Annotated in this window: 21 protein-coding genes, 1 pseudogene and 2 riboswitches; of the genes and pseudogenes, 14 read left to right on the top strand and 8 right to left on the bottom strand. The window is 68.9% G+C overall.

Features of this window, described 5'->3' with window-relative positions:
- Nucleotides 1-8 precede the first annotated feature (8 nt).
- Nucleotides 9-242: a hypothetical protein gene (locus AC6I9V_RS05160; RefSeq protein ID WP_349413044.1), complete on the bottom strand. Its 234-nt coding sequence runs from the start codon at nucleotides 240-242 to the stop codon at nucleotides 9-11.
- Nucleotides 243-420: 178 nt separating this feature from the next.
- Between AC6I9V_RS05160 and AC6I9V_RS05155 the strand changes: the two genes are divergently transcribed.
- The 3 genes from AC6I9V_RS05155 to AC6I9V_RS05145 are packed head-to-tail and all read left to right on the top strand — an operon-like array spanning nucleotide 421 to nucleotide 2,721.
- A complete protein-coding gene (locus AC6I9V_RS05155) occupies nucleotides 421-804 on the top strand; it encodes a cold-shock protein (protein WP_138770163.1) in 384 nt (127 codons plus the stop codon).
- Between the two features lie 9 nt (nucleotides 805-813).
- Complete coding sequence (locus AC6I9V_RS05150; protein ID WP_349413045.1) at nucleotides 814-1,368, top strand: DUF3027 domain-containing protein; 555 nt, start codon at nucleotides 814-816, stop codon at nucleotides 1,366-1,368.
- A 42-nt stretch (nucleotides 1,369-1,410) separates the two neighbouring features.
- Nucleotides 1,411-2,721, top strand: coding sequence for an MFS transporter (locus AC6I9V_RS05145; protein WP_497898582.1), 1,311 nt, complete (start codon nucleotides 1,411-1,413; stop codon nucleotides 2,719-2,721).
- Here the strand turns inward: AC6I9V_RS05145 and serC are convergent.
- Complete coding sequence (gene serC, locus AC6I9V_RS05140; RefSeq protein ID WP_497898581.1) at nucleotides 2,711-3,841, bottom strand: phosphoserine transaminase; 1,131 nt, start codon at nucleotides 3,839-3,841, stop codon at nucleotides 2,711-2,713. The two genes, AC6I9V_RS05145 and serC, sit on opposite strands and share 11 nt — an antisense overlap.
- A gap of 285 nt (nucleotides 3,842-4,126) precedes the next feature.
- Here serC and AC6I9V_RS05135 point away from each other — a divergent pair, with 285 nt between their 5' ends.
- The 9 genes from AC6I9V_RS05135 to AC6I9V_RS05095 all read left to right on the top strand — a co-directional run bounded on the left by AC6I9V_RS05135 (nucleotide 4,127) and on the right by AC6I9V_RS05095 (nucleotide 14,592).
- A complete protein-coding gene (locus AC6I9V_RS05135; RefSeq protein WP_349413048.1) occupies nucleotides 4,127-4,822 on the top strand; it encodes an iron-dependent transcriptional repressor DtxR in 696 nt (231 codons plus the stop codon).
- A gap of 149 nt (nucleotides 4,823-4,971) precedes the next feature.
- Nucleotides 4,972-5,183: riboswitch (cyclic di-AMP (ydaO/yuaA leader) on the top strand.
- 4 nt (nucleotides 5,184-5,187) lie between these two features.
- Nucleotides 5,188-6,015, top strand: a complete 828-nt coding sequence (locus tag AC6I9V_RS05130) for a M23 family metallopeptidase (protein ID WP_349413049.1) — start codon at nucleotides 5,188-5,190, stop codon at nucleotides 6,013-6,015.
- A 147-nt stretch (nucleotides 6,016-6,162) separates the two neighbouring features.
- Nucleotides 6,163-6,321: riboswitch (cyclic di-AMP (ydaO/yuaA leader) on the top strand.
- Between the two features lie 264 nt (nucleotides 6,322-6,585).
- Nucleotides 6,586-7,326: an NlpC/P60 family protein gene (locus tag AC6I9V_RS05125; protein ID WP_349413050.1), complete on the top strand. Its 741-nt coding sequence runs from the start codon at nucleotides 6,586-6,588 to the stop codon at nucleotides 7,324-7,326.
- 256 nt (nucleotides 7,327-7,582) lie between these two features.
- On the top strand, nucleotides 7,583-8,083 hold the full coding sequence (locus tag AC6I9V_RS05120) for an HNH endonuclease (protein WP_349413051.1): 501 nt from the start codon (nucleotides 7,583-7,585) through the stop codon (nucleotides 8,081-8,083).
- 49 nt (nucleotides 8,084-8,132) lie between these two features.
- Complete coding sequence (gene mobA / locus AC6I9V_RS05115) at nucleotides 8,133-8,834, top strand: molybdenum cofactor guanylyltransferase (protein WP_497898580.1); 702 nt, start codon at nucleotides 8,133-8,135, stop codon at nucleotides 8,832-8,834.
- The gene (locus AC6I9V_RS05110; RefSeq protein ID WP_349413053.1) at nucleotides 8,818-9,105 is read left to right on the top strand and encodes a DUF6457 domain-containing protein; all 288 of its coding nucleotides are present in this window, start codon (nucleotides 8,818-8,820) and stop codon (nucleotides 9,103-9,105) included. Before mobA ends, AC6I9V_RS05110 begins: the two co-directional genes overlap by 17 nt.
- Nucleotides 9,102-10,508, top strand: coding sequence for a molybdopterin molybdotransferase MoeA (locus tag AC6I9V_RS05105; protein ID WP_497898579.1), 1,407 nt, complete (start codon nucleotides 9,102-9,104; stop codon nucleotides 10,506-10,508). Before AC6I9V_RS05110 ends, AC6I9V_RS05105 begins: the two co-directional genes overlap by 4 nt.
- 84 nt (nucleotides 10,509-10,592) lie before the next feature.
- Entirely contained in the window at nucleotides 10,593-11,462 is an 870-nt protein-coding gene (gene fdhD / locus AC6I9V_RS05100) for a formate dehydrogenase accessory sulfurtransferase FdhD (RefSeq protein WP_497898578.1), read from the top strand.
- 106 nt (nucleotides 11,463-11,568) lie between these two features.
- Nucleotides 11,569-14,592, top strand: a complete 3,024-nt coding sequence (locus AC6I9V_RS05095) for an alpha-mannosidase (protein WP_497898577.1) — start codon at nucleotides 11,569-11,571, stop codon at nucleotides 14,590-14,592.
- A 205-nt stretch (nucleotides 14,593-14,797) separates the two neighbouring features.
- Here the strand turns inward: AC6I9V_RS05095 and AC6I9V_RS05090 are convergent, their stop codons facing one another.
- From AC6I9V_RS05090 to AC6I9V_RS05075, 4 genes are all read right to left on the bottom strand, one after another.
- Nucleotides 14,798-15,532 carry a hypothetical protein gene (locus tag AC6I9V_RS05090; RefSeq protein ID WP_497898576.1) on the bottom strand — a complete coding sequence of 245 codons (735 nt, stop codon included), beginning with the start codon at nucleotides 15,530-15,532 and terminating at the stop codon, nucleotides 14,798-14,800.
- Between the two features lie 12 nt (nucleotides 15,533-15,544).
- The gene (locus AC6I9V_RS05085) at nucleotides 15,545-16,294 is read right to left on the bottom strand and encodes a hypothetical protein (RefSeq protein ID WP_497898575.1); all 750 of its coding nucleotides are present in this window, start codon (nucleotides 16,292-16,294) and stop codon (nucleotides 15,545-15,547) included.
- Nucleotides 16,291-17,025: a hypothetical protein gene (locus AC6I9V_RS05080; protein ID WP_349413059.1), complete on the bottom strand. Its 735-nt coding sequence runs from the start codon at nucleotides 17,023-17,025 to the stop codon at nucleotides 16,291-16,293. Before AC6I9V_RS05080 ends, AC6I9V_RS05085 begins: the two co-directional genes overlap by 4 nt.
- Before the next feature lie 98 nt (nucleotides 17,026-17,123).
- Nucleotides 17,124-17,903 (bottom strand): hypothetical protein, encoded by a 780-nt coding sequence (locus AC6I9V_RS05075; RefSeq protein ID WP_349413060.1) that lies wholly within the window; start codon nucleotides 17,901-17,903, stop codon nucleotides 17,124-17,126.
- A gap of 255 nt (nucleotides 17,904-18,158) precedes the next feature.
- Between AC6I9V_RS05075 and AC6I9V_RS05070 the strand changes: the two genes are divergently transcribed.
- Together AC6I9V_RS05070 and AC6I9V_RS05065 are read left to right on the top strand one after the other, a co-directional pair.
- A complete protein-coding gene (locus tag AC6I9V_RS05070; protein ID WP_349413061.1) occupies nucleotides 18,159-19,829 on the top strand; it encodes an ABC-F family ATP-binding cassette domain-containing protein in 1,671 nt (556 codons plus the stop codon).
- A complete protein-coding gene (locus AC6I9V_RS05065) occupies nucleotides 19,826-21,739 on the top strand; it encodes an ABC transporter ATP-binding protein (protein ID WP_497898574.1) in 1,914 nt (637 codons plus the stop codon). Before AC6I9V_RS05070 ends, AC6I9V_RS05065 begins: the two co-directional genes overlap by 4 nt.
- Here the strand turns inward: AC6I9V_RS05065 and AC6I9V_RS05060 are convergent.
- Entirely contained in the window at nucleotides 21,736-22,158 is a 423-nt protein-coding gene (locus tag AC6I9V_RS05060; RefSeq protein WP_497900258.1) for an NUDIX hydrolase, read from the bottom strand. The genes AC6I9V_RS05065 and AC6I9V_RS05060 overlap by 4 nt on opposite strands.
- A pseudogene (locus AC6I9V_RS05055) lies at nucleotides 22,150-22,611 on the bottom strand (DUF6314 family protein); the annotation flags it as partial. The gene AC6I9V_RS05060 and the pseudogene AC6I9V_RS05055, both read right to left, overlap by 9 nt.
- Nucleotides 22,612-22,618 lie beyond the last annotated feature (7 nt).

Below are 22,618 nucleotides of genomic sequence, written 5' to 3'. Positions count from 1 at the left end.
GTCCAACGTTACCTTTCGCCGTGCCCTGGCGTCCGGCGGCGGGCGGCGACGGCGTCGACCACAAGGACCAGCATGAGCAGGAACGCCAGCGGCAGCCCGTACAGGGCGGTGGAGGTGACCCACACCGGGGCCACCGCGTTGTTGAAAGCCATGGCCATCACCGCTCCGACGGCGGCCAGGGAGAGCGCGGCAACGCTGGCGGCCAGGATCAACAGGGGCCGCCGGAAACGCTGAGGTGTCATGGAGGCAACGCTAACAGCCCGGCTTCGCCCGCGCCTCAAACCGTCAAAGTGGCCAAGGCAGGATAACCTTGGAGGAACAGACCAACACGGTCCTGGCAGTCACACCCTGAACCCGCATATCCATGCGGATGCGCTGACCGCCGGCCGCGTCCCCCGCAGAACGAAGAAGGTTGATTACGTGCCCACCGGCAAGGTCAAGTGGTATGACAAGGAAAAAGGCTTCGGCTTCCTCGCAGGCGAAGACGGCCAGGAAGTGTTCCTGCCCAAGTCCGCACTGCCCGAAGGCGTGACGGAGCTCAAGGCCGGGACCCGGGTGGAGTTCGGAGTGGCAGACGGCCGCAAGGGCGCCCAGGCCCTGGGCCTGCGGGTGCTGGACAAGACGCCTTCCATTGCCAAGGCCAAGCGGCCCAGCGCCAAGGACCTCGCGCCGCTGGTGCAGGACCTGGTCAGCGTGCTGGACAACCTCTCCGGAACACTGTCCGCGGGGAAGTACCCGGAAGGCAACAAGGCCAAGGCCATTGCCGCCGCGCTTCGTAAGGTCGCCGACGAGCTGGACGCGTAAGGGCCCGCGATGACTCCGGAACCTGAACAGAACGCCGCCGCGACGGCCGGTGCGGCCGCCAAGGCCGCCGGCGCCAAAGCAGGATCCAAGCCGCGCTTCGGTGTCCCCGCCTGGCGCACCGGCAAGCCCGATGCCTTCCTGGCAGCCGCGGTGGACGCCGCACGGACCGCCGTGGAAAGCATCGCCCCGGCCGAGCAGATCGGCCGGCACCTGGGTGCCAAGAGCGAGGGCGACCGTCTGGTCACGCACCTCTTCGAATCCAAGCTGCCCGGCTACGGCGGCTGGCAGTGGTACGCGGTGCTCACGCGCAACTCCCGGTCCAAGGTTGTCACCGTGGACGAACTGGGCCTGCTGCCCTCCGAGGATTCGATCCTGGCCCCGGAATGGGTGCCGTGGGCCGAACGGGTCCGCCCCGAGGACGCGCAGCAGGACGACGTCACCGCACCCGCCTCGGGTGCCGTGACGGAACCGCCCGCCGACAACGCCGCAGAGGCGCCGGCAGGGCCCGAGGACGCGGACGGAACCGGGGCGGCGGAGGACGAGTCCGCCGTCGAGGCCGACTAGCGGTTTGGCACCGTTCGGGGGACTGCGGCGAAGGGTTGGGACATGAGGTCCACCTTCAAATCACTGCACATCCTGAACTACCGGATCTGGTTCATCGGCGCCCTGGTCTCCAACATCGGGACCTGGATGCAGCGCACCGCGCAGGACTGGCTCGTCTTTGACCACCTGAGCGACCAGGACGCCGGAGCCATGGGCATCACCATGGCCCTGCAGCTGGGCCCGCAGCTCTTCCTGGCCCCGGTGGCAGGGCTCGTTGCCGACCGCTTCAACCGCAAGCAGTTGCTCGTCCTGACGCAGTCCGGCATGGCCCTCCTGAGCGCGGCGCTCGGCGTCCTGGTGCTGTCCGGCGCCGCCCAGCTCTGGCACGTCTACATCTTTGCCCTGCTGCTGGGCGTCGTCTCCGCCCTCGACGCCCCCGTGCGCCAGACCTTCGTCTCGGAGCTGGTGCGCGACGACTACCTGCCCAACGCCGTCGCCCTCAACAGCGCCTCGTTCAACGTGGCGCGGATGATCGGGCCCGCCGTCGCCGGGCTGCTCACCGTGGCCATCGGGCCCGGCTGGGTGTTCCTGGTCAACACCGTCACCTTCCTGGCGCTGCTCCTGAGCCTGGCCAAGATCCCCGGAGCCTCGCTGCGGCAGCTGCCCCGGGCGCCGGCGGGCAAGGGGCGGATCCGCGAGGGCCTGCGGTATGTGCGCTTCCGGCCGGACATTGTGGTGGTGCTGGTGGCGGTGTTCATCGTGGGAACCCTGGGACTGAACTTCGTCCTCTTTATTGCGGCCATGGTCGGCACCGAATTTGGCCTGGACGCCGGCGCTTTCGGCCTGATGAATTCGATCATGGCGATCGGATCGGTCGCCGGCGCGCTGCTCTCGGCCGGACGGGGACGGCCGCGGATGCGCGTGATCTTCGGGGCGGCCGGCGCCTTCGGCCTGACCTCCGGCCTCGCGGCGCTGGCGCCCGACTACTTCTGGTTCGGCGTCGCGCTGGTACCAGTGGGCCTCTTCGCGATCACCATGATGACCAGCGCCAACGGCTACGTCCAGACCACCACGGATCCGGTGATGCGCGGGCGGGTGATGGCGCTGTACATGGCGATTTTTATGGGCGGCACCCCGATCGGCGCCCCGCTGGTGGGGTGGGTGGCCAATGTGGCCGGGGCCCGCTGGTCCATGGGCGTGGCCGCGGCCTCGGGCGTGGCCGCGGCCGTGATCGGCATGGTCTGGATCGTCCGGGCGAAGCAGCTGCGGATCGCCTTCAACCGCCGAGCCCGCGGGCTGCGCTACTTCCGGGTCGTCCCTGCCGCCGGCCGGGAGGAAAACGGCGGCGGGGACGCCGGCGGCGCTACTGCTTGAGCTCGCCCACGACGAAGTCGATGCACTCCAGGAGCGCGGACACGTCGTCGGGCTCGATCGCCACGAAGGTGGCGATGCGCAGCTGGTTGCGGCCCAGCTTGCGGTACGGCTCGGTGTCCACGATGCCGTTGGCGCGCAGGACCTTGGCGACGGCAGACGCGTCAATCGAATCGTCGAAGTCGATCGTGGCGATCACGTTGGAGCGGTCCTCGGCCCGGGCCACAAACGGCGTGGCATAGGGGGAGGCCCCGGCCCAGCGGTAGATGCGGCCGGCCGAGTCGGCGGTCCGCGCGGCGGCGAAGTCGAGGCCGCCGTTGGCGTTGAGCCACTGCACCTGCGCCTCCAGGGTGACCAGGGTGGCCAGGGCCGGGGTGTTGTAGGTCTGGTTCAGCCGTGAATTGTCGATTGCGGTCTGGAGATCGAGGAAGTCCGGGATCCAGCGGCCGCTCGCCTTAACCCGGGCGGCACGCTCGAGGGCGGCCGGGGAAAACAGCCCCAGCCAAAGGCCGCCGTCGGAGGCGAAGTTCTTCTGCGGGGCGAAGTAGTACACGTCCGCCTCGGCCACGTCCACGTCCAGGCCGCCGGCCGCGGAGGTGGCGTCAACCAGGACCAGGGAGCCGTCGTCGGCGCCGGGCACGCGCCGGACCGGGGCAGCAACACCGGTGGACGTCTCGTTCTGCGGCCAGGCGTAAACATCGACGCCGGCCTCGGCCCGGGCCGCGGGGCGGGTGCCCGGCTCGGAGGTGATAATCGAGGATTCGGCCAGGAACGGGGCCTTGTTGGTGGCGGCGGCGAACTTCGAGCCGAACTCCCCGAAGGACAGGTGCTGTGCCTTGTTCTCCACGAGGCCGAAGCTGGCGATGTCCCAGAACGCCGTGGAGCCGCCGACGCCGAGGATGACCTCATAGCCGTCGGGGGCGCGGAAGAAGTCGCTGAGGCCGGTGCGGATCGACCCCACGAGGTTCTTGACCGGAGCCTGCCGGTGCGAGGTGCCCAGCAGCGTCTCCGACGCCGCGGACAGGGCCTGGATCTGCTCCGGCCGGACCTTCGACGGACCGGCGCCAAAGCGGCCGTCCTTGGGCAGCAGGTTCGCGGGAATGGTGATGCTGGTGTCGCTCACAGTGGCTCCAATTGTCGGCTGGGTGCGTGGCGTGGCCCGGGCGGATGGTGCGGGGGCTGCGGCCGGGGACCTGCCCTTATTCTGCCCGACGGTCCCGGGCAGGCGGGAAAATCGTCCGTCATAGTCCGGTCACTGAGACGGCCCGGGCGGGAGGTCCGCAGATTATCCGGAGTAATTCAAAATAGGCTAGGCTGTGCGGTGATGTACGGCGGATCTCGCCGGGGCGCATCCTGCACGCGGTACGGTGGGAATGACGCAAGGACGGCGCTCGAGGAGCTGAGCTGAATGACGGATCTGATCGATACCACCGAGATGTATCTCCGGACCATCCTGGAACTTGAAGAAGAAAACATCGTCGCCCTCCGCGCCCGCATCGCCGAACGGCTCCGCCACTCCGGTCCCACCGTGTCCCAGACCGTCGGCCGGATGGAACGCGACGGCCTGGTGGTTGTCTCCGGCGACCGGCACCTTGAGCTGACCGACGCGGGGCGCAAGCGCGCCATCGAGGTGATGCGCAAGCACCGGCTGGCCGAGCGGCTCCTGGCCGACGTGATCGGACTCGATTGGGCCTACGTCCACGAGGAAGCGTGCCGCTGGGAGCATGTGATGAGCGAACGGGTTGAACGGCGCATCTTCGAAATGCTGGACCACCCCACCGTGTCCCCGTACGGAAATCCGATTCCCGGGCTCGCGGACCTGGGCGGTCTCCCGCCGTCGGAGGCCGCGGGCGGGGTCGTGAACCTGCTCGATGCCATGGCCGGCTACGGCGCTGACTCCCGGATCACCGTGAGCCGCCTCGCCGAGCCCATCCAGGTGGAACCGGAGCTGCTGGTGCAGCTCGACGAGGGCGGAATCCGGCCCGGCGCCCGGGTCTCGCTGGAACGCGTGGGGGAGTACATCTCGGTCCGGGTCCCCGATATCGAGGGCGCCCTTGAACTGCCTCCCGAGGTCGCGGCCCACGTCTTCGTTACGCTCGGGTAACTTGTCCGAACCGCCGTCCTGGGCGTGGGGGCCAAGTTGTGCACAGGGGAGATAACGAAATTATTACTGCCTGTCTTAATCGCCTATAGTTATGAACTGGCACTGATACTAAAGCGTTATCTGATCCGAAGCCGAGCTCTGCCAGCGGATCAGTAGGCGAGTCACCTTCTGGCAGAGGCGGGGGAACCACTACCGGCTGTTGATCCAACAGCCTTGGGGTGAAGTCCGCTAGCGGCAAGCAATCTCCATGAGGCCTCCCTTGGATGCCCCTGTGTCTGGATGCTTGCACCGGCGGACCGGGTCTTTGATCTCTCTGACCCGAATCCGACAGCTAACTTCGCAGGCTATCCAGAGAGGAACCGTAGTTGACCACCGAGACCGTCAGGGGCCGCCGTCGTGCGACCGGTCCCGCTCCGGAGCCGCGCCCGGCCGCCGTCGTAACCGCCGGGCGCCCGCGTGACGCGCACCGCGACGAACGCCGCGGCCGGCGCAGTGCGTTCCGTCAGATAACCGACTTTGCCGCTGTCAGCGGCGTCGGGCAGAAAGCCGGCATCGCCCTGGCGGCCACCGGCCTGGTCCTCACCTTCACAGTCCCGGCCACCGGCCCAGTGATGGCCACCGACTCCACGGACTCCGCCAAGACCGGCTCGGTTTCCGCCGCGGCGCAGCCCGAAGTCAAGGCCTCCGCTGCCCAGATTGACTTCAACCGCACAGCCGTCACCACCAAGGGCGACCCGGACGGCAAGCTGAAGCAGCTGCTCAGCGCCCAGTCCGCCAGCACGATCACCCGGGCGGCCTCGGCCGGCAGCCTCGGCCACCCGCTGGACACGATGGTCACCGCCTCGCCCTTCGGCTATCGGATCAGTCCCATCACGGGCGCCGTCGGGGAATTCCACCGCGGGCAGGACTACGCCGCCCAGTGCGGCACCGCCGTGCATGCCGCGGCCAGCGGCACCGTAACCTTTACCGGCTGGCACCCCTACGGGGGCGGCAACCGCGTCGTGATCGACCATGGCAATGGCCTGGAGACCACGTACAACCACTTGTCGTCCTCCACTGTCCGCGTGGGCCAGCAGGTTTCCCGCGGCGACGTGGTGGCGATGAGCGGCACCACCGGCGCCTCCACCGGCTGCCACCTCCACTTCGAGGTGATGGTCAACGGGGAAGTCGTTGATCCGCTGGGCTGGCTCTAAGCCGAGCCGAGGGACCACTCGCATTTCTGTGACACGCCGTGATCTGAATGTGACATTGAGTCCCAACTGCTGTACCGTATGAAGCACGCCAACTTCTCCGAAGTTGGCGCTCTTGAGTGGATTGCCTAACTCTGCCACCGCTCAAGGTCCGTTCGCATGACATCGTCTGGCAGGGGCGGGGGAACCAATTTTGGTCTTCGCAAGAAGACCTTGGGGTTAAGTCGCAAAGCTTCCCAGGAAGCGGCGCGGCCGGGTGACTCCCATCCGAATCCGACAGCTCACCTCGTAGGCATTGGGAGAGGCTACTTTCGTGTCTTCACGCCACAATGCTGCGCGTTCTCGCGCTGGCGAGGCTCAGTTGAGCCCGCTGAACTCCATGCTCCGCGCTGCCCTTGTCGGCGCCCGGACTGGATCTCACAACGCAGTTCCCGCTTTTGGCGCGTCTTCGCAGTACACCCTTCGCTAAAGAAACCCGTTTCGGGGCGATCCGGCGTACCCCCAAGATGCCGGAGCGTCCTCAGTCCCGCCTGAATTGAGCGCGGACAAAAGGATCACGAAAGAGAGAACTGAATGACTACTCGTGCAACCATTGCACGCCACCGCGCGGAGGTCACCAAGACCAACTCGCTGGCTGTCATTGCTAAGGCCGTCGGCGACAACGCCGGTGGTATGGGTCGCCAGGCTGCGGTTATCGCTGCAGCCTCCGGCCTGGTGCTGACCAGCGGTATCGCAGCCAACGCTGCCGAGACCAACGTTCAGCGCGAGTCGACCTCCGCTTCCGCCCTGGAAGTGCAGTCCACCTCACCGGCCACGATCTCCGCGGCCTCCAGCATCGCGATCTCCTACGAGAAGCCCGCTGTTACCACCGCACCGGCCCCCGTCGAGGCTCCCAAGCCCGTCGTCAAGGTCAAGGAAGCTGCCGCTTCCACCGGCAACGCGGTGACCGCCTCCCTGGCCACGAAGGCTCCGGCTGCTGTCAGCGGCATGGGCGCTTCGATCGCCGCTGCTGCCTACGCGCAGATCGGTGTCTCCCAGGACTGCACCATGCTGGCCACCAACGCGCTGGCCGCAGTTGGCATCAACTACCACGGCTGGCCGGCAGGTTACCTGTCCCTGGGCCGCACCGTGAGCGCTGCTGAAGCTCAGCCGGGCGACCTCGCCTACTACCAGAACGGCGGCATGGGCATGGCCCACATCGCTGTTTACGTCGGCAACGGCATGGCCGTCCACGGCGGCTGGAACGGCGGAACCACCGCGCTGTACAGCGTCAACGTCGGCTCCGGCCCGGTCTTCATCCGCGTCGGCGGCTAAGACTGAATCCCGGCGCCCGCCGGAAGCATCGTGAAGGACCCCTGCCCGCGGCAGGGGTCCTTTGCGTTGCCCGGGGCGCAGTGCCGACCCGCCCCCCGGACCCTGCGGCGGACCCAGCCGCGGGGGCGCGCCGAAACAAAATTCGGTAAACCTGGCCTGCCGTGTTTACTCTTGTGGTGTCGATCCATAGCCCGACCATGCACAGGGCAGCCGGCCCTCGTGCCCCTGGCGGGTGCGGCCGTGAAGAGGTATGCGGATGCGCACTCTCGTTCTGAATGCTGGATATGAACCGCTGGCGGTAGTCACCTTCCGCCGGGCGCTGGTCCTTGTGCTGACGGGGAAGGCCAGTGTGGTGGCCGAAGGCGACGATCCCGTGGTGGGCCCGCAGGATATCCTCGGCCGGCCCTCCGTGATCCTGCTGAACAGGTACATCAGGCCGCGCTACAACACTCTGACGGCGGTCAGCCGCAGGGGGGTGCTGCGCCGCGACAACCACCGCTGCGCCTACTGCGGCAAGGCGGCCCACACCATCGACCATGTCCAGCCCAAGTCCCGGGGCGGCGCGGATTCGTGGGAAAACCTCGTCGCCGCCTGCCTGCGCTGCAACAATGCCAAGGGGGACCATACACCCGGGGAAATGGGCTGGAAACTCGGCTTCCTTCCCGGCCCGCCCAAGGGCACCATCTGGCAGATCAAGGAGCTGGAGAAGCCCGCCCCGGCCTGGGACCCGTTCCTGCTTCCCGAAAAGGCACACTGAGCATCCCGAGCTGACGCCCGTTGCCCGCCGCTGCGGCTAGGCTGGGCGGGTGGAATTCGACGCCGTTATCCTCGCCGGGGGCAGGTCAACCCGCCTCGGCGGCGTGCCCAAGGCCCGGCTGGCGGCAACCGGCACCAGCTTGCTGGACCTTACCCTCAAGGCGGCCGGCGGGGCCCGCCGGATCGTGGTGGTCGGGCCGGAACTGGGCGGCCTCCCGCCTCAGGTGCTTCGTTGCCGCGAGGAGCCCCCGTTCTCCGGACCCGCAGCCGCCATCGCCGCAGGCCTCGCGGCCCTGGCCGGAGAGCATGCCGGGGCCGGGGAGCAGGCAGCGGGTGGACCGGCGGCCCAGACCCTGGTGCTCGCCTGCGACATGCCGAGGGTCGCCGCCGCCGTCGGCGCCCTGCTGGCGGCGGCGGACGGCCCGGCCGAAGGTCCGGGCGGCGGCCGTGACGGGGTCATGGCAGTGGCGCCGGACGGACGCACCCAGCCCCTCGCCGGCCTTTATCGCACGGCCGCGCTACAACGCGCCGTCGGCGACGCGGCCCGGCGCAACGCCCTCGAGGGGGGCTCCGTCTTCGCCCTGCTTGCTAGTCTTGAACTGCGGACGGTTCCGGTTCCGCCGGGTTCCACTGACGACGTGGACACCTGGGATGACGCTTCCGCCCTGGGGGTATCAGACCCCGGTCCAGGCCGGTCCGGAAACGGGCGGCCGAATTCGACTTTGGAGGCAAACGGTGAAAAGCCAGGATGAGACGCTGGAGGACTGGTGCCGGGCACTGCTCCAGGCCCTGGAACTCGAGGACGTCGAAATCGACATCAACGAAGTGCTGGGGCTCGCCGGAGTTGCCGCGCACTCCGTCGTCCGACCCGCAGCTCCGCTGACGACCTTTATTGCCGGGTTCGCGGCCGGGCTGGCCTCCGGTTCCGGGCAGGCGCCGGACAGCGTGTCCATGCAAGCCGCCATGGGCGTGGCCCGGAAACTCGCGAAGGAATACGCCGCCGCCGAGGCACCCGGGGCATGACGCCTGAGCCGCCCAGCAGCAGTGCCGGCGCCGAGGACGGGGCCTCCGGGGACCCGGCCGAGGCTCCACACCGGCACCTCGCGCACGGCTGGCAGGAGGCACGGCAGCTGGCCTTCGACTGCGCCACCCCCATCCCGGCCGCGCCGGTGCCGCTCCGGCATGCCCTGGGACGGACGCTGGCGGAAGACCTGACGGCGCTGCACGACATGCCGCACTACGCCTCCTCGGCGATGGACGGCTGGGCCGTCAACGGCAGCGGCCCCTGGATCCTCGCCGAACCAGGCCAGCGGCTGGCCCCGCACCAGGCAAGCCCGATCGCCACCGGCGGGCTGATCCCGGCGGGCGCAAAGGCCGTGCTCCGCAGCGAGAGCGGCGTGATCGCCCCGGACGAAGACGGGCTGCCGGTCCTCAAACTCGGCGGCGGGGCCAAGCCCGGGGAACCGCGCAACGGTGACCACATCCGCAAAGCCGCGGAGGAGGCCGCCGCCGGCGACTTGCTCATCAAGGCAGGCGCCGTCCTTAACCCCGCACACCTGGCCCTGGCCGCCCTCGCCGGACACGACGCGCTGCCGGTACTGGGCAAGGCCGTCGTCCGGCTCGTGTTCACCGGTTCCGAAGTCGTCAGCAGCGGCGTCCCCCAACCGGGCGAGGTACGGGATACCTTCGGGCCGCAGCTGGCCGCCGTCGTGGAAATGCTCGGCGGGACCTTCGCCGGTGAGGTCAAGATCGGCGACGCCGACGCTGACTGGCTCGCGGCCCTTGAGGATACCGACGCCGCGGAGCCGGGCACGGCCGCCGGTGACGCCGCGGAGCCGCTGCCGGCCGACGTCGTCATCACCACCGGCGGCACCGGCCGCTCCGGCACCGACCACCTGCGGCGCACGGTCGCGGAACTGGGCGGCCGACTGCTCATCGACGGTATCGCCATGCGTCCGGGCCACCCTGCCGTGTTGGCCGAACTGCCGGACGGGCGCTTTGTGATCGGGCTGCCAGGGAATCCACTGGCGGCCATGATGGCGCTGTCCACTCTCGGCGCTCCGCTGCTGGCCGCCCTTGGGCACCGCTCTGCGCCGCCGGTGGTCGAGGTCCCGTGTGGCACCATGATCGATCCCGACCCGGGCCGGACGCGGCTGATGCCGTTCCGCATGCTCTACGGGATGGCGTCGCCGGCGCAGCACACCGGCCCGGGCATGATGCGCGGACTCGCCGCCGCCGACGGCGTTCTGGTGGTCCCGCCGCACGGCGTGCAGCTGGGCGAGCCGGTGCAGGCGTTCGCGCTGCCGTGGGGCGCGGCCCTGCCCCAGGCCGCCCTGGACAAGGCGGCCGCGAAGCCGGCCACGAAACGTGCCGCCCGGAAGCCGGCCGCGGACGGCCCGGTGGACTGGAGCGCGCTGCTTGGCTGAGGCGCGGGGGCAGGTCATGATGGATCCAGGGGCGGTCCGCCAAGGGCGGCCGGACCTAAATGCAATGCTGATGAGGAGTATCCGATGGGCCGCGTGACACAGCGCCGCAAGGTGCACAAATTTGTCCTGGACGGCTCGCCGCAGGCGCTGGAGTTCCCGGTCCGGCACCGGGAGGACGTGCTGGCGGTCGAGGAGCCGCTCGAAATCCGGCTCGGCAGCCTCTCCTACTCCGTCACGATGCGGACGCCGGGCAGCGACTTCGACCTCGTCGCCGGGTTCCTGGTCTCCGAGGGGGTCATCTGGGAACCGGAGCAGCTCGTCTCGCTGCGGTTCTGCGCCGGCGAGGACGAGGACGGCACCCAGACGTTTAACGTGGTGGAGGCGCAGCTGCGCCCCGACGTCGTCCAGCCCGACACCGGGCGCAACTTTTTCACCTCCAGCTCCTGCGGGATCTGCGGCACCGACTCGATCGACGCCGTGCACAAGTCCTCGCACTTCAGCCCCGCCGGCGACCCGGTGACCGTCGCAGTGCAGACACTCGCCTCGCTGCCGGACCGGCTGCGCGAAGCCCAGGCCGTCTTCGACGTCACCGGCGGCGTCCACGCCGCGGGACTTTTCCGGATTTCCGACGACGGCGACGCCGAGCTCCTTTGCCTGCGCGAGGACGTTGGCCGCCACAACGCGGTGGACAAGGTCGTGGGCTGGGCGTTGCGGGAAGGCCTGCTGCCCCTCAGCGGCACCGTGCTCCAGGTCTCCGGCAGGGCGTCCTTCGAACTGGTGCAGAAGGCGGCGCTGGCCGGGATCCCGGTGCTCGCTGCCGTCAGCGCGCCCTCCAGCCTGGCGGTGGAACTGGCCGAGGCCAGCGGGATGACGCTGGCCGGGTTCAGCCGGGGCACCACGATCAATGTCTACGCCGGCCACGAACGCATTTCCCCGCCGGAAGAAACCGCCTAGGCCTGCGTTGGCTTAACCGCGGCGGCCGACGTAGATTTTATCCATCGACTGGACACGCGACCCGAACTGATCACGAACCACCGGCACCAGCGCGAAGAGGATCACATTGCACGACGACCGCCGTCTCACGGAAGTCCGGCTGGACCGCTTTCTGCGCGAACGCATCACCCCCGCGGTCTACCCGCGCACAGCGCCGCTCACGCTGAGCAGCTGGGACGCGCCGGGGGAACCGGTCCCGGCGCTGGAGGCGCTGCGGCAACACTTTACGCCGCAGGCGCAGGGGGAAGCCTGGGGGAGGCCCTGGAGCACCAAGTGGCTGCGGCTGCAGGGAGACGTGCCCGACTCCTGGGGCAACGCACCGGACACGACCGTGGAAATCCTGGTGGACCTGGGCTTTAGCAGCGACCTGCCGGGCTTCCAGTGCGAGGGCACCGCCTGGCGGGCCGACGGGACCGTGATCAAGGCGATCTCGCCGCGGAACCAGTACATTCCCCTGAAGCTGCTGGGCAGCGGGATGTCCGTGGACTTCTACGTCGAGGCGGCGGCCAACCCGGACCTGTCCCAGGGCTGGACCTTCGCGGCCACCCCCTACGGCGACAAGGCGACCGCCGGGTCCGAGCCGCAGTACCGGCTGGGTCCGATCGTCATCGCCGAGCTCAACCGGGCCGTCTGGGAGCTGCAGCAGGACATCTGGACCCTCCGCGGTCTGATGCACGAACTGCCGATGGAACTGCCGCGGCGGCATGAGATCCTCCGCGCGCTCGAACGGATGCTCGACGTGATGGACCCCGACGACGTGCCGGGCACGGCGGCGGCGGCCCGTGCGGCGCTCGCCGACGTGCTGGCCCGACCGGCCTACGCCTCGGCCCACCAGCTCCTCGCCACCGGGCACGCGCATATCGACTCCGCCTGGCTGTGGCCGGTCCGGGAAACCATCCGCAAGTGCGCGCGAACGTTCTCCAACGTCGTTGCGCTGATGGACGAGGACCCCGGGTTCGTGTTCTCCTGCTCCTCGGCGCAGCAGCTGGCCTGGATCAAGGAGTACTACCCCGAGCTCTTCGAGCGCATCCGGGAGAAGGCCAAGACCGGCCAGTTCGTCCCGGTGGGCGGCATGTGGGTCGAATCGGACAGCAACATGCCCGGCGGTGAAGCCATGGCCCGCCAGTTCCTGGAAGGCAAGAGCTTCTTCCTTGCCGAGTTCGGCGTCGAGTGCCGGGAGGCGTGGCTACCCGACACCTTCGGCTACTCTGCCGCCATGCCGCAGATCGTCAAGGCCGCCGGAAGCCGCTGGTTCCTGACCCAGAAGATCTCCTGGAACCAGGTCAACCGGATGCCGCACCACACCTTCAACTGGGAAGGAATCGACGGCACCCGGATCTTCACGCACTTCCCCCCGGTGGACACCTACAGTTCCGAAATCAGCGGCCGGGAACTCGCGCACGCGGAGCGCAACTACCGTGACCACGGCCGCGGCACCATGTCACTGCTCCCCTTCGGCTACGGCGACGGCGGCGGCGGACCCACCCGCGAAATGCTCGCCGCGGCACGGCGCACCGCGGACCTCGAGGGTTCCCCCCGGGTCCGGCTCGGCGCGGCCGCGGACTTCTTCGCCGACGCCGAGACCGAATACCCGGGGCTCCCCGTCTGGGTGGGCGAAATGTACCTCGAACTGCACCGGGGCACCTACACCAGCCAGGCGAACACCAAACGGGGCAACCGGCGCAGCGAACACCTGCTCAGGGAGGCCGAGCTGTGGTGCGCCACGGCGGCCGTCCGCGCCGGTGCCCGCTACCCGGCGGCCGAGCTCAAGCGTCTCTGGCGGCTGGTGCTGCTGCAGCAGTTCCACGACATCCTGCCGGGCAGCTCGATCGCCTGGGTGCACCAGGACGCCGAACGGAACTACGACGCCGTCGCCCGGGACCTGGAGGCGATCATCGCCGAGGCCGCCGCGGCCCTGCTGGGGGAGGGAAGTGAGGAGTTCCTGCTCAACGCAGCCCCGCACGGCCGCCTCGGCGTCCCGGCGCTCGCCGCCGCCGTCCCTGTCCGCGCAGCTGCGCCCGTGCAGTCCGCGGATGCCGGCGGCGGCTTTGTGCTGGACAACGGGATCATCCGCGCCGAGGTCAACGACCACGGCCTGCTGGTGTCGCTTACGGACCACGCCAGCGGCCGCGAGGCGATTGCGCCGGGGGAGTTCGGCAACCTCCTCGAACTGCACCGGGACACCCCGAACGAATGGGACGCCTGGGACATCGACGCGTTCTACCGCCGCAATGTCACCGCACTGACCGAGGCCCGCTCCGTGACGCTGGAACGCGACGGGCACGCCGCCGTCGTTGTGGTGGAGCGGCTGGCCGGCGCCTCCGCCGTGACCCAGCGGATTCGGCTGGAACCGGGCGCGCCGTCGCTGGCCGTCTCCACCGCGGTGGACTGGCAGGAACGCGAGAAGCTGCTCAAGCTCGGCTTCGCCTTTGACGTCCGGGCCGACCGCTCCGCCTCGGAGACCCAGTTCGGCCACGTCTTCCGGCCCACCCACCTCAACACCTCGTGGGAGGCGGCCAAATTCGAGATCTGCGCGCACCGCTGGATCCACGTGGCCGAGCCCGGCTACGGCGTCGCGGTCTCCAACGGCGCGAGTTACGGCCATGACGTCACCCGCGCCATCCGCGACGACGACGGCGGCACCACCACCACGGTCCGGGTCTCGCTGCTGCGGGCGCCCAAGTTCCCGGACCCGAACGCGGACCGCGGCCCGCACGAACTGACCGTCACCGTGCGGCCCGGCGCCGCCATTGCCGACGCCGTCGAGGAGGGCTACCGCACCAACCTCGCACCGCGGGTGGTCAAGGGGGCCCGCGGAGTGGAGCCGCTAGTCTCTGTCTCCCATCCCGCCCTTGTGGTCGAAGCGGTCAAACTTGCCGAGGACGGCTCGGGCGACGTGATCGTGCGGCTCTACGAATCCTTCGGCGAACGTTCCTCCGGCACGGTGTCGGCCAACTTCACAGCCACGGGGGTGCACACCGTGGATCTTTTGGAGCGGCCGGTGGAGGCGCCCGGGGTGACGGTCCGTGACGGCGCCGCGGACCTGGAGCTGCGGCCCTTCCAGCTGGTGAGCCTGCGGTTCCAGCGCTGACGCCTGAGGGCCAGCCGGGCGGCTACCGGCCCGTTAAACAGGCTGAGTGGGAGCGGTCCTTCCGGACCGCTACCACTCATCCCCCCAATGGCGCTTTGACGTTTCGCTCGGCTTCGTAAGACTGAATCCCCATTCACGAAGCCGGCTGGCGTTTTCACACATTTGTGATTCTCTCACGCTCTAATGATTTTGTGAACACCGGCGGCTACTTCTTACGGAACGTTGCAGGAGTGTTATGTCCGGGCCGGGAGATTTGGCCGGAAAACCAGAAGGCGAGCAGTCCCAGCACGTAGCCGAGCACTGCAACGTAGTTGACGAGCATCCGGGCCGAATCCCACTGGCCTGGAGCGAAAGACGCCGGCACGCTGGCGATCGCCGCGGCGGCACCCAGCAGGGTCAGCGCGGCTCCGGCCCGAACCAGCCAAGGCAGGCGCGTCATGATAGCGGCCATAAGCGGCGGCAACAGGATCAGCGAGACGAGGGCCGGGTAGCTGCGCCCGGCTGCCGCGTAGAGCGGTGCAAGGGCGGCCTTCAGCGCACTGTCGTCCGAGTGCGCTTCAAGCCCGGCCGAGGAACCGCCGGTATCCATCAGCAGGAAGGTCGCGGTCACCGCGAGGCACGCCGCGGCCAGCCCCCAGCGCCCGGCAGGGCCGGTGATCAGGCGCCGGGCGCGGGCGGCACCAAGACCCTTGGCCAGCCGAAGCCCCACCAGGAAGACCATTCCGAAGACGATGAAGCGAAGGAGCAGGTTGGCCAGATTCCAGCCTCCCAGCACCCTGTCGATCGCCGAGTAGGGTTCTGGAATGCTGAGCAGGCTGCAGACCGTGGCCAGGAAGAGGATCCCGAAGACTGCCCGATTGTGCCCGCGCACGGCATCGGGGACGCGGACGAGCGTTGCGATGCCGCAAACGATCAGCGTGCCCCACTGAAGGACTGCCATTCTTCTGCACTCCTAGTCCGGGACGGTGGCCGCTGGATCGGGCTGCCGGGTCCGCGGTGACGGGTGGGCCCGGAGCTTGGCGATCCAGATCAAGGCCATTCCCACCACGTAGCAGAGGACAGCCGTGTAGTTGACGATAAACCGCAGGATGCCCAGCCCCGGCGGGATGACCGGGGATAGCAGGCTGAGTGCGATGGCCACCGTTCCCACGGACAGGAGCAGGGCCGCCGTCCGGATCAGTGCCGGGAGGCGGCTGCGGAACGCCCCGAGCGTTGCCGGCAGGAGGACCAGCGAGACGTAGCTGGGATAAAGCCTTCCCGCCGCCCCGTAGTACTCGACCAGCGCGGCGTTGTGGGCGTCCAGCGCTGCAACCGAGGTCAGCCCGGCTGAGGACCCCGCCGTGTCCATCAGCAGGAACGCCACAACCACGGCGACGCCGGCAATGGTGAAGGCAACGGCCCCGGCACGGCCGGTGATCAGCTTCAGCGCCCGGCATGCCCCGAATGCCCTCGCGACGCGGATGCCCACCAGGAGGATGGCGCCGAAAATGATAAAGCGGAGGATCAGGTTGGCCAAGTTGCGGCCGCCCAGCGCCTGGTCGATTGCCACATAAGGCGCCTGGATGCTGAGCAGGATCGCGAAGGTCATCAGCAGCAGGATGCCCAGGAGCAGGCGGTTCTCGCCGCGGAGGGCACTCGGGATCCTGGCCAGGGCCAGGGCGGCGCAGATGACCAAGGTGGACCATTGAAGGATCTCGATCATCCGAGGTTCTCCCAGATCTTCTCGGTCTGCGCCTGTTCCAGCTCCTGGCGGCGCAGGGCCTTGCCCAGGGTTTGCAGCCGTTCGCCGGCCAAGGTGGCCAGTTCGCCGTCGGAAAGCGCGTCCAGGGCGGACTGCCGGGCATCCGAGGGCCATCCGGCCTCGGCCTCGGTGATCAGCCCGGTTGCCACCAGACCGCCCGTGAAGCCGACGCCTGCGGCCCGTGAGGTTGCGACCGCCAGTTCCGGCGAGAGCCGGTTGGCTGTCAACTGGGCCGAATAGTTTTGGGGGGCGATGCCCGTGGCGGCGGAGACCCGGTGGCGGAGCTCGCCGTCGTCGATCGCGTCCACCCAGTTGCGCACCGAGGTGGCGTGCGGGGCCGGGCTAAGCGCGTGCGGCGTCTGGCCTGCCTGGGATACGCCGGCGGAAGAGCGTTCAATCACGGCTCGCAGCAGATCCATGGTGGCGACCTGGCTGACGAGTTCCGCCGCGGTGGGGCGCTGGGCCAGCTGCTTCATTTCCGCGTAGTTGTCAAAGGTTGCGAGGGCCTCGGCGGGGTTGATGCCGAGCGCGCGGCTGATGCTGACGACGGTTGTCTCCGCGACCTTCCCGCGCACCAGTTGCTGGGCCAAAGTGGTGCGCTTGACCCCGGAGATCCTGCAGATATCGGCCGTGCTGGCCGTCGGGGCAGCGCCATGGAGCCAGAGTTGAAACGCTTTGGCGGGTACTGGCATCTATACCTTCCTGCAGGGCCGCTGGAGAGTTGGCGTGGTGGGACGTAGTACCGTGCGGCCCGCTGCTGGCCACAACCGGCACCGCCACCGTCCGATCATCATAATTCTTCAGCCCGGGCGTTTGCCTGATCAGGCGCGCGGCGGGAGCCCTCAAGTGCGGAGGATGCCCGCGCGGCCCGCCGTGCAGCCACCTTGCCCAACCAGATCAGGGTTAGGCCCACCACGAGGCCGAGCACCGCCGCAGAACTGATGATGTATTGGATGAAGGCCAGGCGCTGGGGCAATAGATCGCTAATGGCCAGCAGGATCATGGCGGCGGATCCGACCGTCAGGACGGCCGCCCCGCCGCGGACGAGGCCCGGCAAACGGGAGCGCAGGGTCTTGATGGTCGCCGGCAACAGACAGGCCGCCACGAAGGCCGGATAGAGCCGGCCGGCCGTCGTATAGAGCGCAATAAGCTGGCGGTTGGGTGGGCTCTGGTCCGCCAGTGTCGATAGCCCCACGGAGGTGCCCGCAGTGTTTGCCAGCAGGAACGGCGCCGTCGTGGCGAGGACGATCACAGCCAGCACGGCCAGACCGACCGGTCCGAGGAGCAGCCGGAGGCTGTTGGCGTTCCCGAATCCCTTCGCAATCTTGTACCCGGCCAGCAGGACGGTTCCATAGATGACGAAGCGCAGCACCAGGTTGGCGTAGTTGTTGCCCCCCAGGAACCCGTCGACCAGTGTGTAGCTCCACTCGATGCTGAGGAGCATGGCGAAAGTGACAAGCACGAAAATGCCGAAGAGGGAGCGGTTTTCTCCACGCAGGGCGGCCGGCATCCGGAACAGGGCAACAAGTGCGCAGACGAGCAACGTGGACCATTGCAGGGCAGGAATCATTGGTGGTTTCCCTTAGTTTGTGCGGGGTTGGCCCGTTCATCCGGCCCGATCCCTAAGGCCGGATCCACGGCGATTTTACCGCCGGAGCGACTTCAACTATGCTAGATGCTCGAACCCGCTGGTCCGTACACCCCCCAAGTCCGGACCAGCGGGTTCTTCTATGCCCGGCGGCAGTTGCGCGAATTTTCGCCGGTTTTCAGCCCCGGCCGGCTGCCCGCGGCCGTCCGTTTTGGCCCTCGGTGAGAGAATGGACTAATGACTGCAACCCTTGTTGCCAAGGACCTTTCCGGTGGTCACGACCACCGCACACTCTTCTCCAAACTCTCCCTCACCGTCGCGCCCGGCGACGTCGTCGGCGTCGTGGGCGCTAACGGCGCCGGCAAGTCCACGCTGCTGCGGCTGCTCGCCGGCGTCGACGAACCGCAGGAGGGGACGGTCAGCCTGGCCCCGGCCGACGCGTTCGTCGGCTGGCTGCCGCAGGAACACGAACGGATCGACGGCGAAACGGTCGCCGGCTACATCGCCCGGCGCACCGGCTGCGGACCGGCGACGGCGGAGATGGAAGCCACCGCCGAGGCGCTGGGAACCGGCGCCCCGGGCTCCGAGGACGCCTACTCCGCGGCGTTCGACCGCTGGATGGCCTCCGGCGCCGCGGACCTGGAGGAGCGGATTCCGCCGGTACTGGCGGAGCTGGGCCTCGAGGTGGGACCCGACGCGGCAATGACCGGGCTCTCCGGCGGTCAGGCCGCCAGGGTGGCGCTCGCGGCCCTGCTGCTGAGCCGCTTCGACATCGTGCTGCTGGACGAGCCCACCAACGACCTGGACCTGGGCGGCCTGGCCAAGCTGGAGTCCTTTGTCCAGGGGCTCCGCGGCGGCGTGGTGCTGGTCTCGCACGACCGGGAGTTCCTGGCCCGCTGCGTCACCACGGTGGTGGAACTGGACCTCGCGCAGAATGCCGTCGCGGTCTACGACGGCGGCTATGAGGCCTACCTGGAGGAACGCGCCGTGGCCCGCCGGCACGCCCGCGAACGCTACGAGGAGTTCGCCAACACCAAGGCCGACCTCGTCTCCCGGGCCCGCACGCAGCGTGAATGGAGCTCCCAGGGTGTCCGGAACGCCATGAAGAAAAACCCGGACAATGACAAGATCCGACGGGCGGCCAGCACGGAGTCCTCCGAAAAGCAGGGCCAGAAGGTCCGGCAGATGGAATCCCGGATCGCCCGGCTTGAGGAAGTCGAGGAACCGCGCAAGGAGTGGCAGCTGCAGTTCAGCATCGGGGCGGCGCCGCGGTCCAGCGCCGTCGTCGCCACCCTGCGCGACGCCGTCGTGCACCGGGGGGATTTCACCCTGGGACCGGTGAACCTGCAGCTCAACGCCGGCGAACGGATCGGCATCACCGGGCCTAACGGCGCCGGCAAATCCACCCTGCTGCGCCTCCTGCTAGGGATCACACGGCCCGACGCCGGGAAAGCCTCCATGGGCGCCTCGGTGGCGGTCGGGGAAATCGACCAGGCCCGCGGGCTGCTGGCCGGGCGTCTCAAACTTGCCGACGCCGTCGAGGCCGTCCTGACGGACCAAACCCCGGCCGAGGTCCGCACCCTGCTGGCCAAGTTCGGCCTCAAGGCCGACCACACCTCCCGGACCGTGGATTCGCTCTCGCCCGGCGAACGGACCCGCGCAGCCTTGGCCCTGCTGCAGGCCCGCGGCGTGAACCTGCTGGTCCTCGACGAACCGACCAACCACCTTGACCTTCCCGCGATCGAACAGCTCGAGGAAGCCCTCGAGAGCTACGACGGCGCCCTGCTGCTGGTCACGCACGACCGCCGTCTGCTGGAAAACGTGCGCCTGGACGTGCGCTGGCACGTCGTCGACGGCGTCGTCACCGAACTGCAGGGCGCGAGCGCCCCGAAAGGCACCAACACATGAGCATGGACCGGGTTGCCTGGAGCTCCCTCTACAACATCACCCGCGCCTCGTCCGGCTCCAAGCCGTTCTCCAAGGAACTCCTCAAACGCGTCTTCGGCTTCGCGCGGCCGCACCGTACCCGGCTGATCGCCTTTGTGCTGCTCTCCATCGTGATGGCGGTCCTGGCGGTCGCTACGCCGGTCCTCGCCGGCCAGGTGGTGGACGCGATCATTGCGAAGGCGGCGGCCGGAACGGTGATCTGGCTCGCCGCGCTGATCGCGGTGGTAGCCGTCGCCGAGGCCGGACTGGGGCTGGTGACGCGCTGGCTGTCCTCCACGATCGGCGAAGGCGTTATCGTGGACCTGCGCACCAAGGTCTTCGACCACGTGCAGAAGATGCCGATCGCGTTCTTCACCCGGACCCGCACCGGGGCCCTCGTCAGCCGGCTTAACAACGATGTGATCGGGGCGCAGTCCGCCTTCGCCGGCACGCTCTCCGGCGTCGTCAGCAATGTGGTGGCGCTGGCCCTCACGCTGGTGGTGATGCTGAACAAGTCCTGGCTGGTGACCGTCCTGGCCATGATCCTGCTGCCGATCTTCCTGATTCCGGCCCGCCGGATGGGCTCCAAGCTGGCCGAGCTGCGCCGCGAAGCCGCGGAGCACAACGCGGCCATGGGCACCCAGATGACCGAACGATTCTCCGCCCCCGGCGCCACCCTGGTGAAGCTCTTTGGCCGGCCGGACGAGGAATCCCGCGAGTTCGCGCTGCGGGCCGGCCGGGTCCGGGACATCGGCGTCCGCACCGCGATGCTGCAGTTCACCTTCGTCACGGCCCTGACGCTCGTCTCCGCGCTGGCGCTGGCCCTCGTCTACGGCCTGGGCGGCTGGCTGGCCCTCGGCGGGCAGCTCGCCGCGGGCGACGTCGTTGTGCTGGCGCTGCTCCTGACCCGCCTCTACGCCCCGCTCACCGCCCTGTCCAACGCCCGGGTGGAAATCATGAGCGCCCTGGTCAGCTTCGAGCGCGTCTTCGAGATCCTGGACCTCAAGCCGCTCATCCAGCAGAAGCCGGACGCGGTGGAGTCGCCGCGCGGCCCGCTGTCGGTGGAGTTCGACAATGTCCGCTTCTCCTACCCCTCAGCGGACAAGGTCTCGCTGGCTTCCCTCGAGGACGTCTCCACCCTGGACACCCGCGGCGGCGAGGAAGTGCTGCACGGCATCAGCTTCCGGGTGGAACCGGGCCAGACCGTGGCCCTGGTCGGGTCCTCGGGCGCCGGCAAGTCCACCATCGCCCAGCTGCTCTCCCGGCTCTACGACGTCGATTCGGGCGCCGTCCGCTTCGGCGGTGCGGGATCCGGCGCCGACGTGGACGTCCGCGACCTGACTTTCGATTCGATGCGGCAAACCCTGGGCATGGTCACCCAGGACGGGCACCTCTTCCACGAGAGCATCGCCTCCAACCTGCGCCTGGCCCGTCCCGGCGCGAGCGAGGAGCTGATGTGGGACGTGCTGCGCCAGGCCCGGCTCGAGGACATGATCCGGTCCCTGCCGGACGGGCTGGACACCGTGGTGGGGGAGCGCGGCTACCGGCTTTCCGGCGGCGAACGGCAGCGGCTCACCATCGCCCGGCTGCTCATCGCCCAGCCGCGCGTCGTGATCCTCGACGAGGCCACGGCCGCGCTGGACTCGACCAACGAAGCCGCGGTGCAGGAAGCACTCGGCGCTGCGCTCGAGGGCCGCACCGCCGTCGTGATCGCGCACCGGCTTTCCACGATCCGCGCCGCCGACGCCATCCTGGTGGTCGAGGACGGCAGGATTGTGGAGCGCGGGACGCACAACGAGCTGCTCGCTGCGGAGGGGCGCTACGCGGAGCTCTACCGGACCCAGTTCGCCGAGGCCACCGCGGTGGCTGCGGAAGCGGTGCCGGAACGCTAGCCCTGTTTGGCCCTCGCCGCGAGGAGGGGCAGCACATGATCCGTCAGCAGGGGCGCCAGGTCGTCGGGCAGGGCCGCGGCCAGGTCCAGCCAGCGGATCTCGGCGATCTCGGCCGAAGGGTGGGCGGTCCAGCGTCCGGGAGCCGTAAACACCGTGGCCTCGATCTGCGTGGCGGCCTCGTTCGCGGCCTCCGCCAGCCAGCTGCCGAAGGGCTCCAGGTCCTGCGGTGCCACGACGATTCCCACTTCCTCCTCGAGTTCGCGGGAGGCAGCCTGGGCGGCGGTTTCGCCGGCTTCGGGTTTGCCTCCCGGGTGCATGAACTTGTCCGTGCCGCGCTTGCGGACGGTCAGCAGGCGCCCGGCGTCGTCAAAAACGCAGACGGCGGAGACCACGATGCGGGGATTCGTGGCCCTGTGCAGCACCGAGTCGAGGAGCAGGTCCTTGGCGGGGCCGGTGACGTCCCAGCGGTAGTGGAACTCGTCCGGGCCGAGCCTCGTGTAATCGACCCGGTAGGTGTCGGGATCGCACCAGTGCGTATCCCGGTGGTCCTGGCCGCCGAAGCCGAAGCGGTGGAACGGGCGGCCGTCCGCGAAGAACACGTCCATGGTGTCCGGCGTTGCCGCGGGCCGGAGCAGGTACTCCCGGCTGGCCGGCCCGGCAAAGGCCGCGCCGCTGGCGGGGAACCACTGCACGGTGCCTTCTTCGTGGAGGCGGAGGCCGCCGTCGTCGGTGTCGGTGAAGCTAACGACGCCGGTAAAAGTTCCGTGGCTGCCGTTCCCGCGGTCCAGCAAGGTGCGGTCCACCTGCCAGTTGCCCAGCAGGTAGTTGCGCAGGTCAAAGCGCCGTTCATCAGCTTGCCCGGCGCCCGGCATCTGGGAG

This window comes from Arthrobacter sp. SlRoot2-15 (assembly GCF_059739345.1).
The sequence above is the reverse complement of the archived record's forward strand: the minus strand, read 5'-3'. Positions and strand labels throughout refer to the sequence as shown.

Bases quoted from the DNA above. Each gene is read 5' to 3' on its own strand.
- AC6I9V_RS05075 (WP_349413060.1), bottom strand. From the start codon at position 17,903: ATGATTCCTGCCCTGCAATGGTCCACGTTGCTCGTCTGCGCACTTGTT.
- AC6I9V_RS05160 (WP_349413044.1), bottom strand. From the start codon at position 242: ATGACACCTCAGCGTTTCCGGCGGCCCCTGTTGATCCTGGCCGCCAGC.
- AC6I9V_RS05125 (WP_349413050.1), top strand. From the start codon at position 6,586: ATGACTACTCGTGCAACCATTGCACGCCACCGCGCGGAGGTCACCAAG.
- AC6I9V_RS05145 (WP_497898582.1), top strand. From the start codon at position 1,411: ATGAGGTCCACCTTCAAATCACTGCACATCCTGAACTACCGGATCTGG.
- AC6I9V_RS05090 (WP_497898576.1), bottom strand. From the start codon at position 15,532: ATGGCAGTCCTTCAGTGGGGCACGCTGATCGTTTGCGGCATCGCAACG.
- AC6I9V_RS05080 (WP_349413059.1), bottom strand. From the start codon at position 17,025: ATGCCAGTACCCGCCAAAGCGTTTCAACTCTGGCTCCATGGCGCTGCC.
- AC6I9V_RS05120 (WP_349413051.1), top strand. From the start codon at position 7,583: ATGCGCACTCTCGTTCTGAATGCTGGATATGAACCGCTGGCGGTAGTC.
- fdhD (WP_497898578.1), top strand. From the start codon at position 10,593: ATGGGCCGCGTGACACAGCGCCGCAAGGTGCACAAATTTGTCCTGGAC.
- AC6I9V_RS05105 (WP_497898579.1), top strand. From the start codon at position 9,102: ATGACGCCTGAGCCGCCCAGCAGCAGTGCCGGCGCCGAGGACGGGGCC.
- AC6I9V_RS05085 (WP_497898575.1), bottom strand. From the start codon at position 16,294: ATGATCGAGATCCTTCAATGGTCCACCTTGGTCATCTGCGCCGCCCTG.
- AC6I9V_RS05070 (WP_349413061.1), top strand. From the start codon at position 18,159: ATGACTGCAACCCTTGTTGCCAAGGACCTTTCCGGTGGTCACGACCAC.
- AC6I9V_RS05135 (WP_349413048.1), top strand. From the start codon at position 4,127: ATGACGGATCTGATCGATACCACCGAGATGTATCTCCGGACCATCCTG.
- AC6I9V_RS05150 (WP_349413045.1), top strand. From the start codon at position 814: ATGACTCCGGAACCTGAACAGAACGCCGCCGCGACGGCCGGTGCGGCC.
- AC6I9V_RS05065 (WP_497898574.1), top strand. From the start codon at position 19,826: ATGAGCATGGACCGGGTTGCCTGGAGCTCCCTCTACAACATCACCCGC.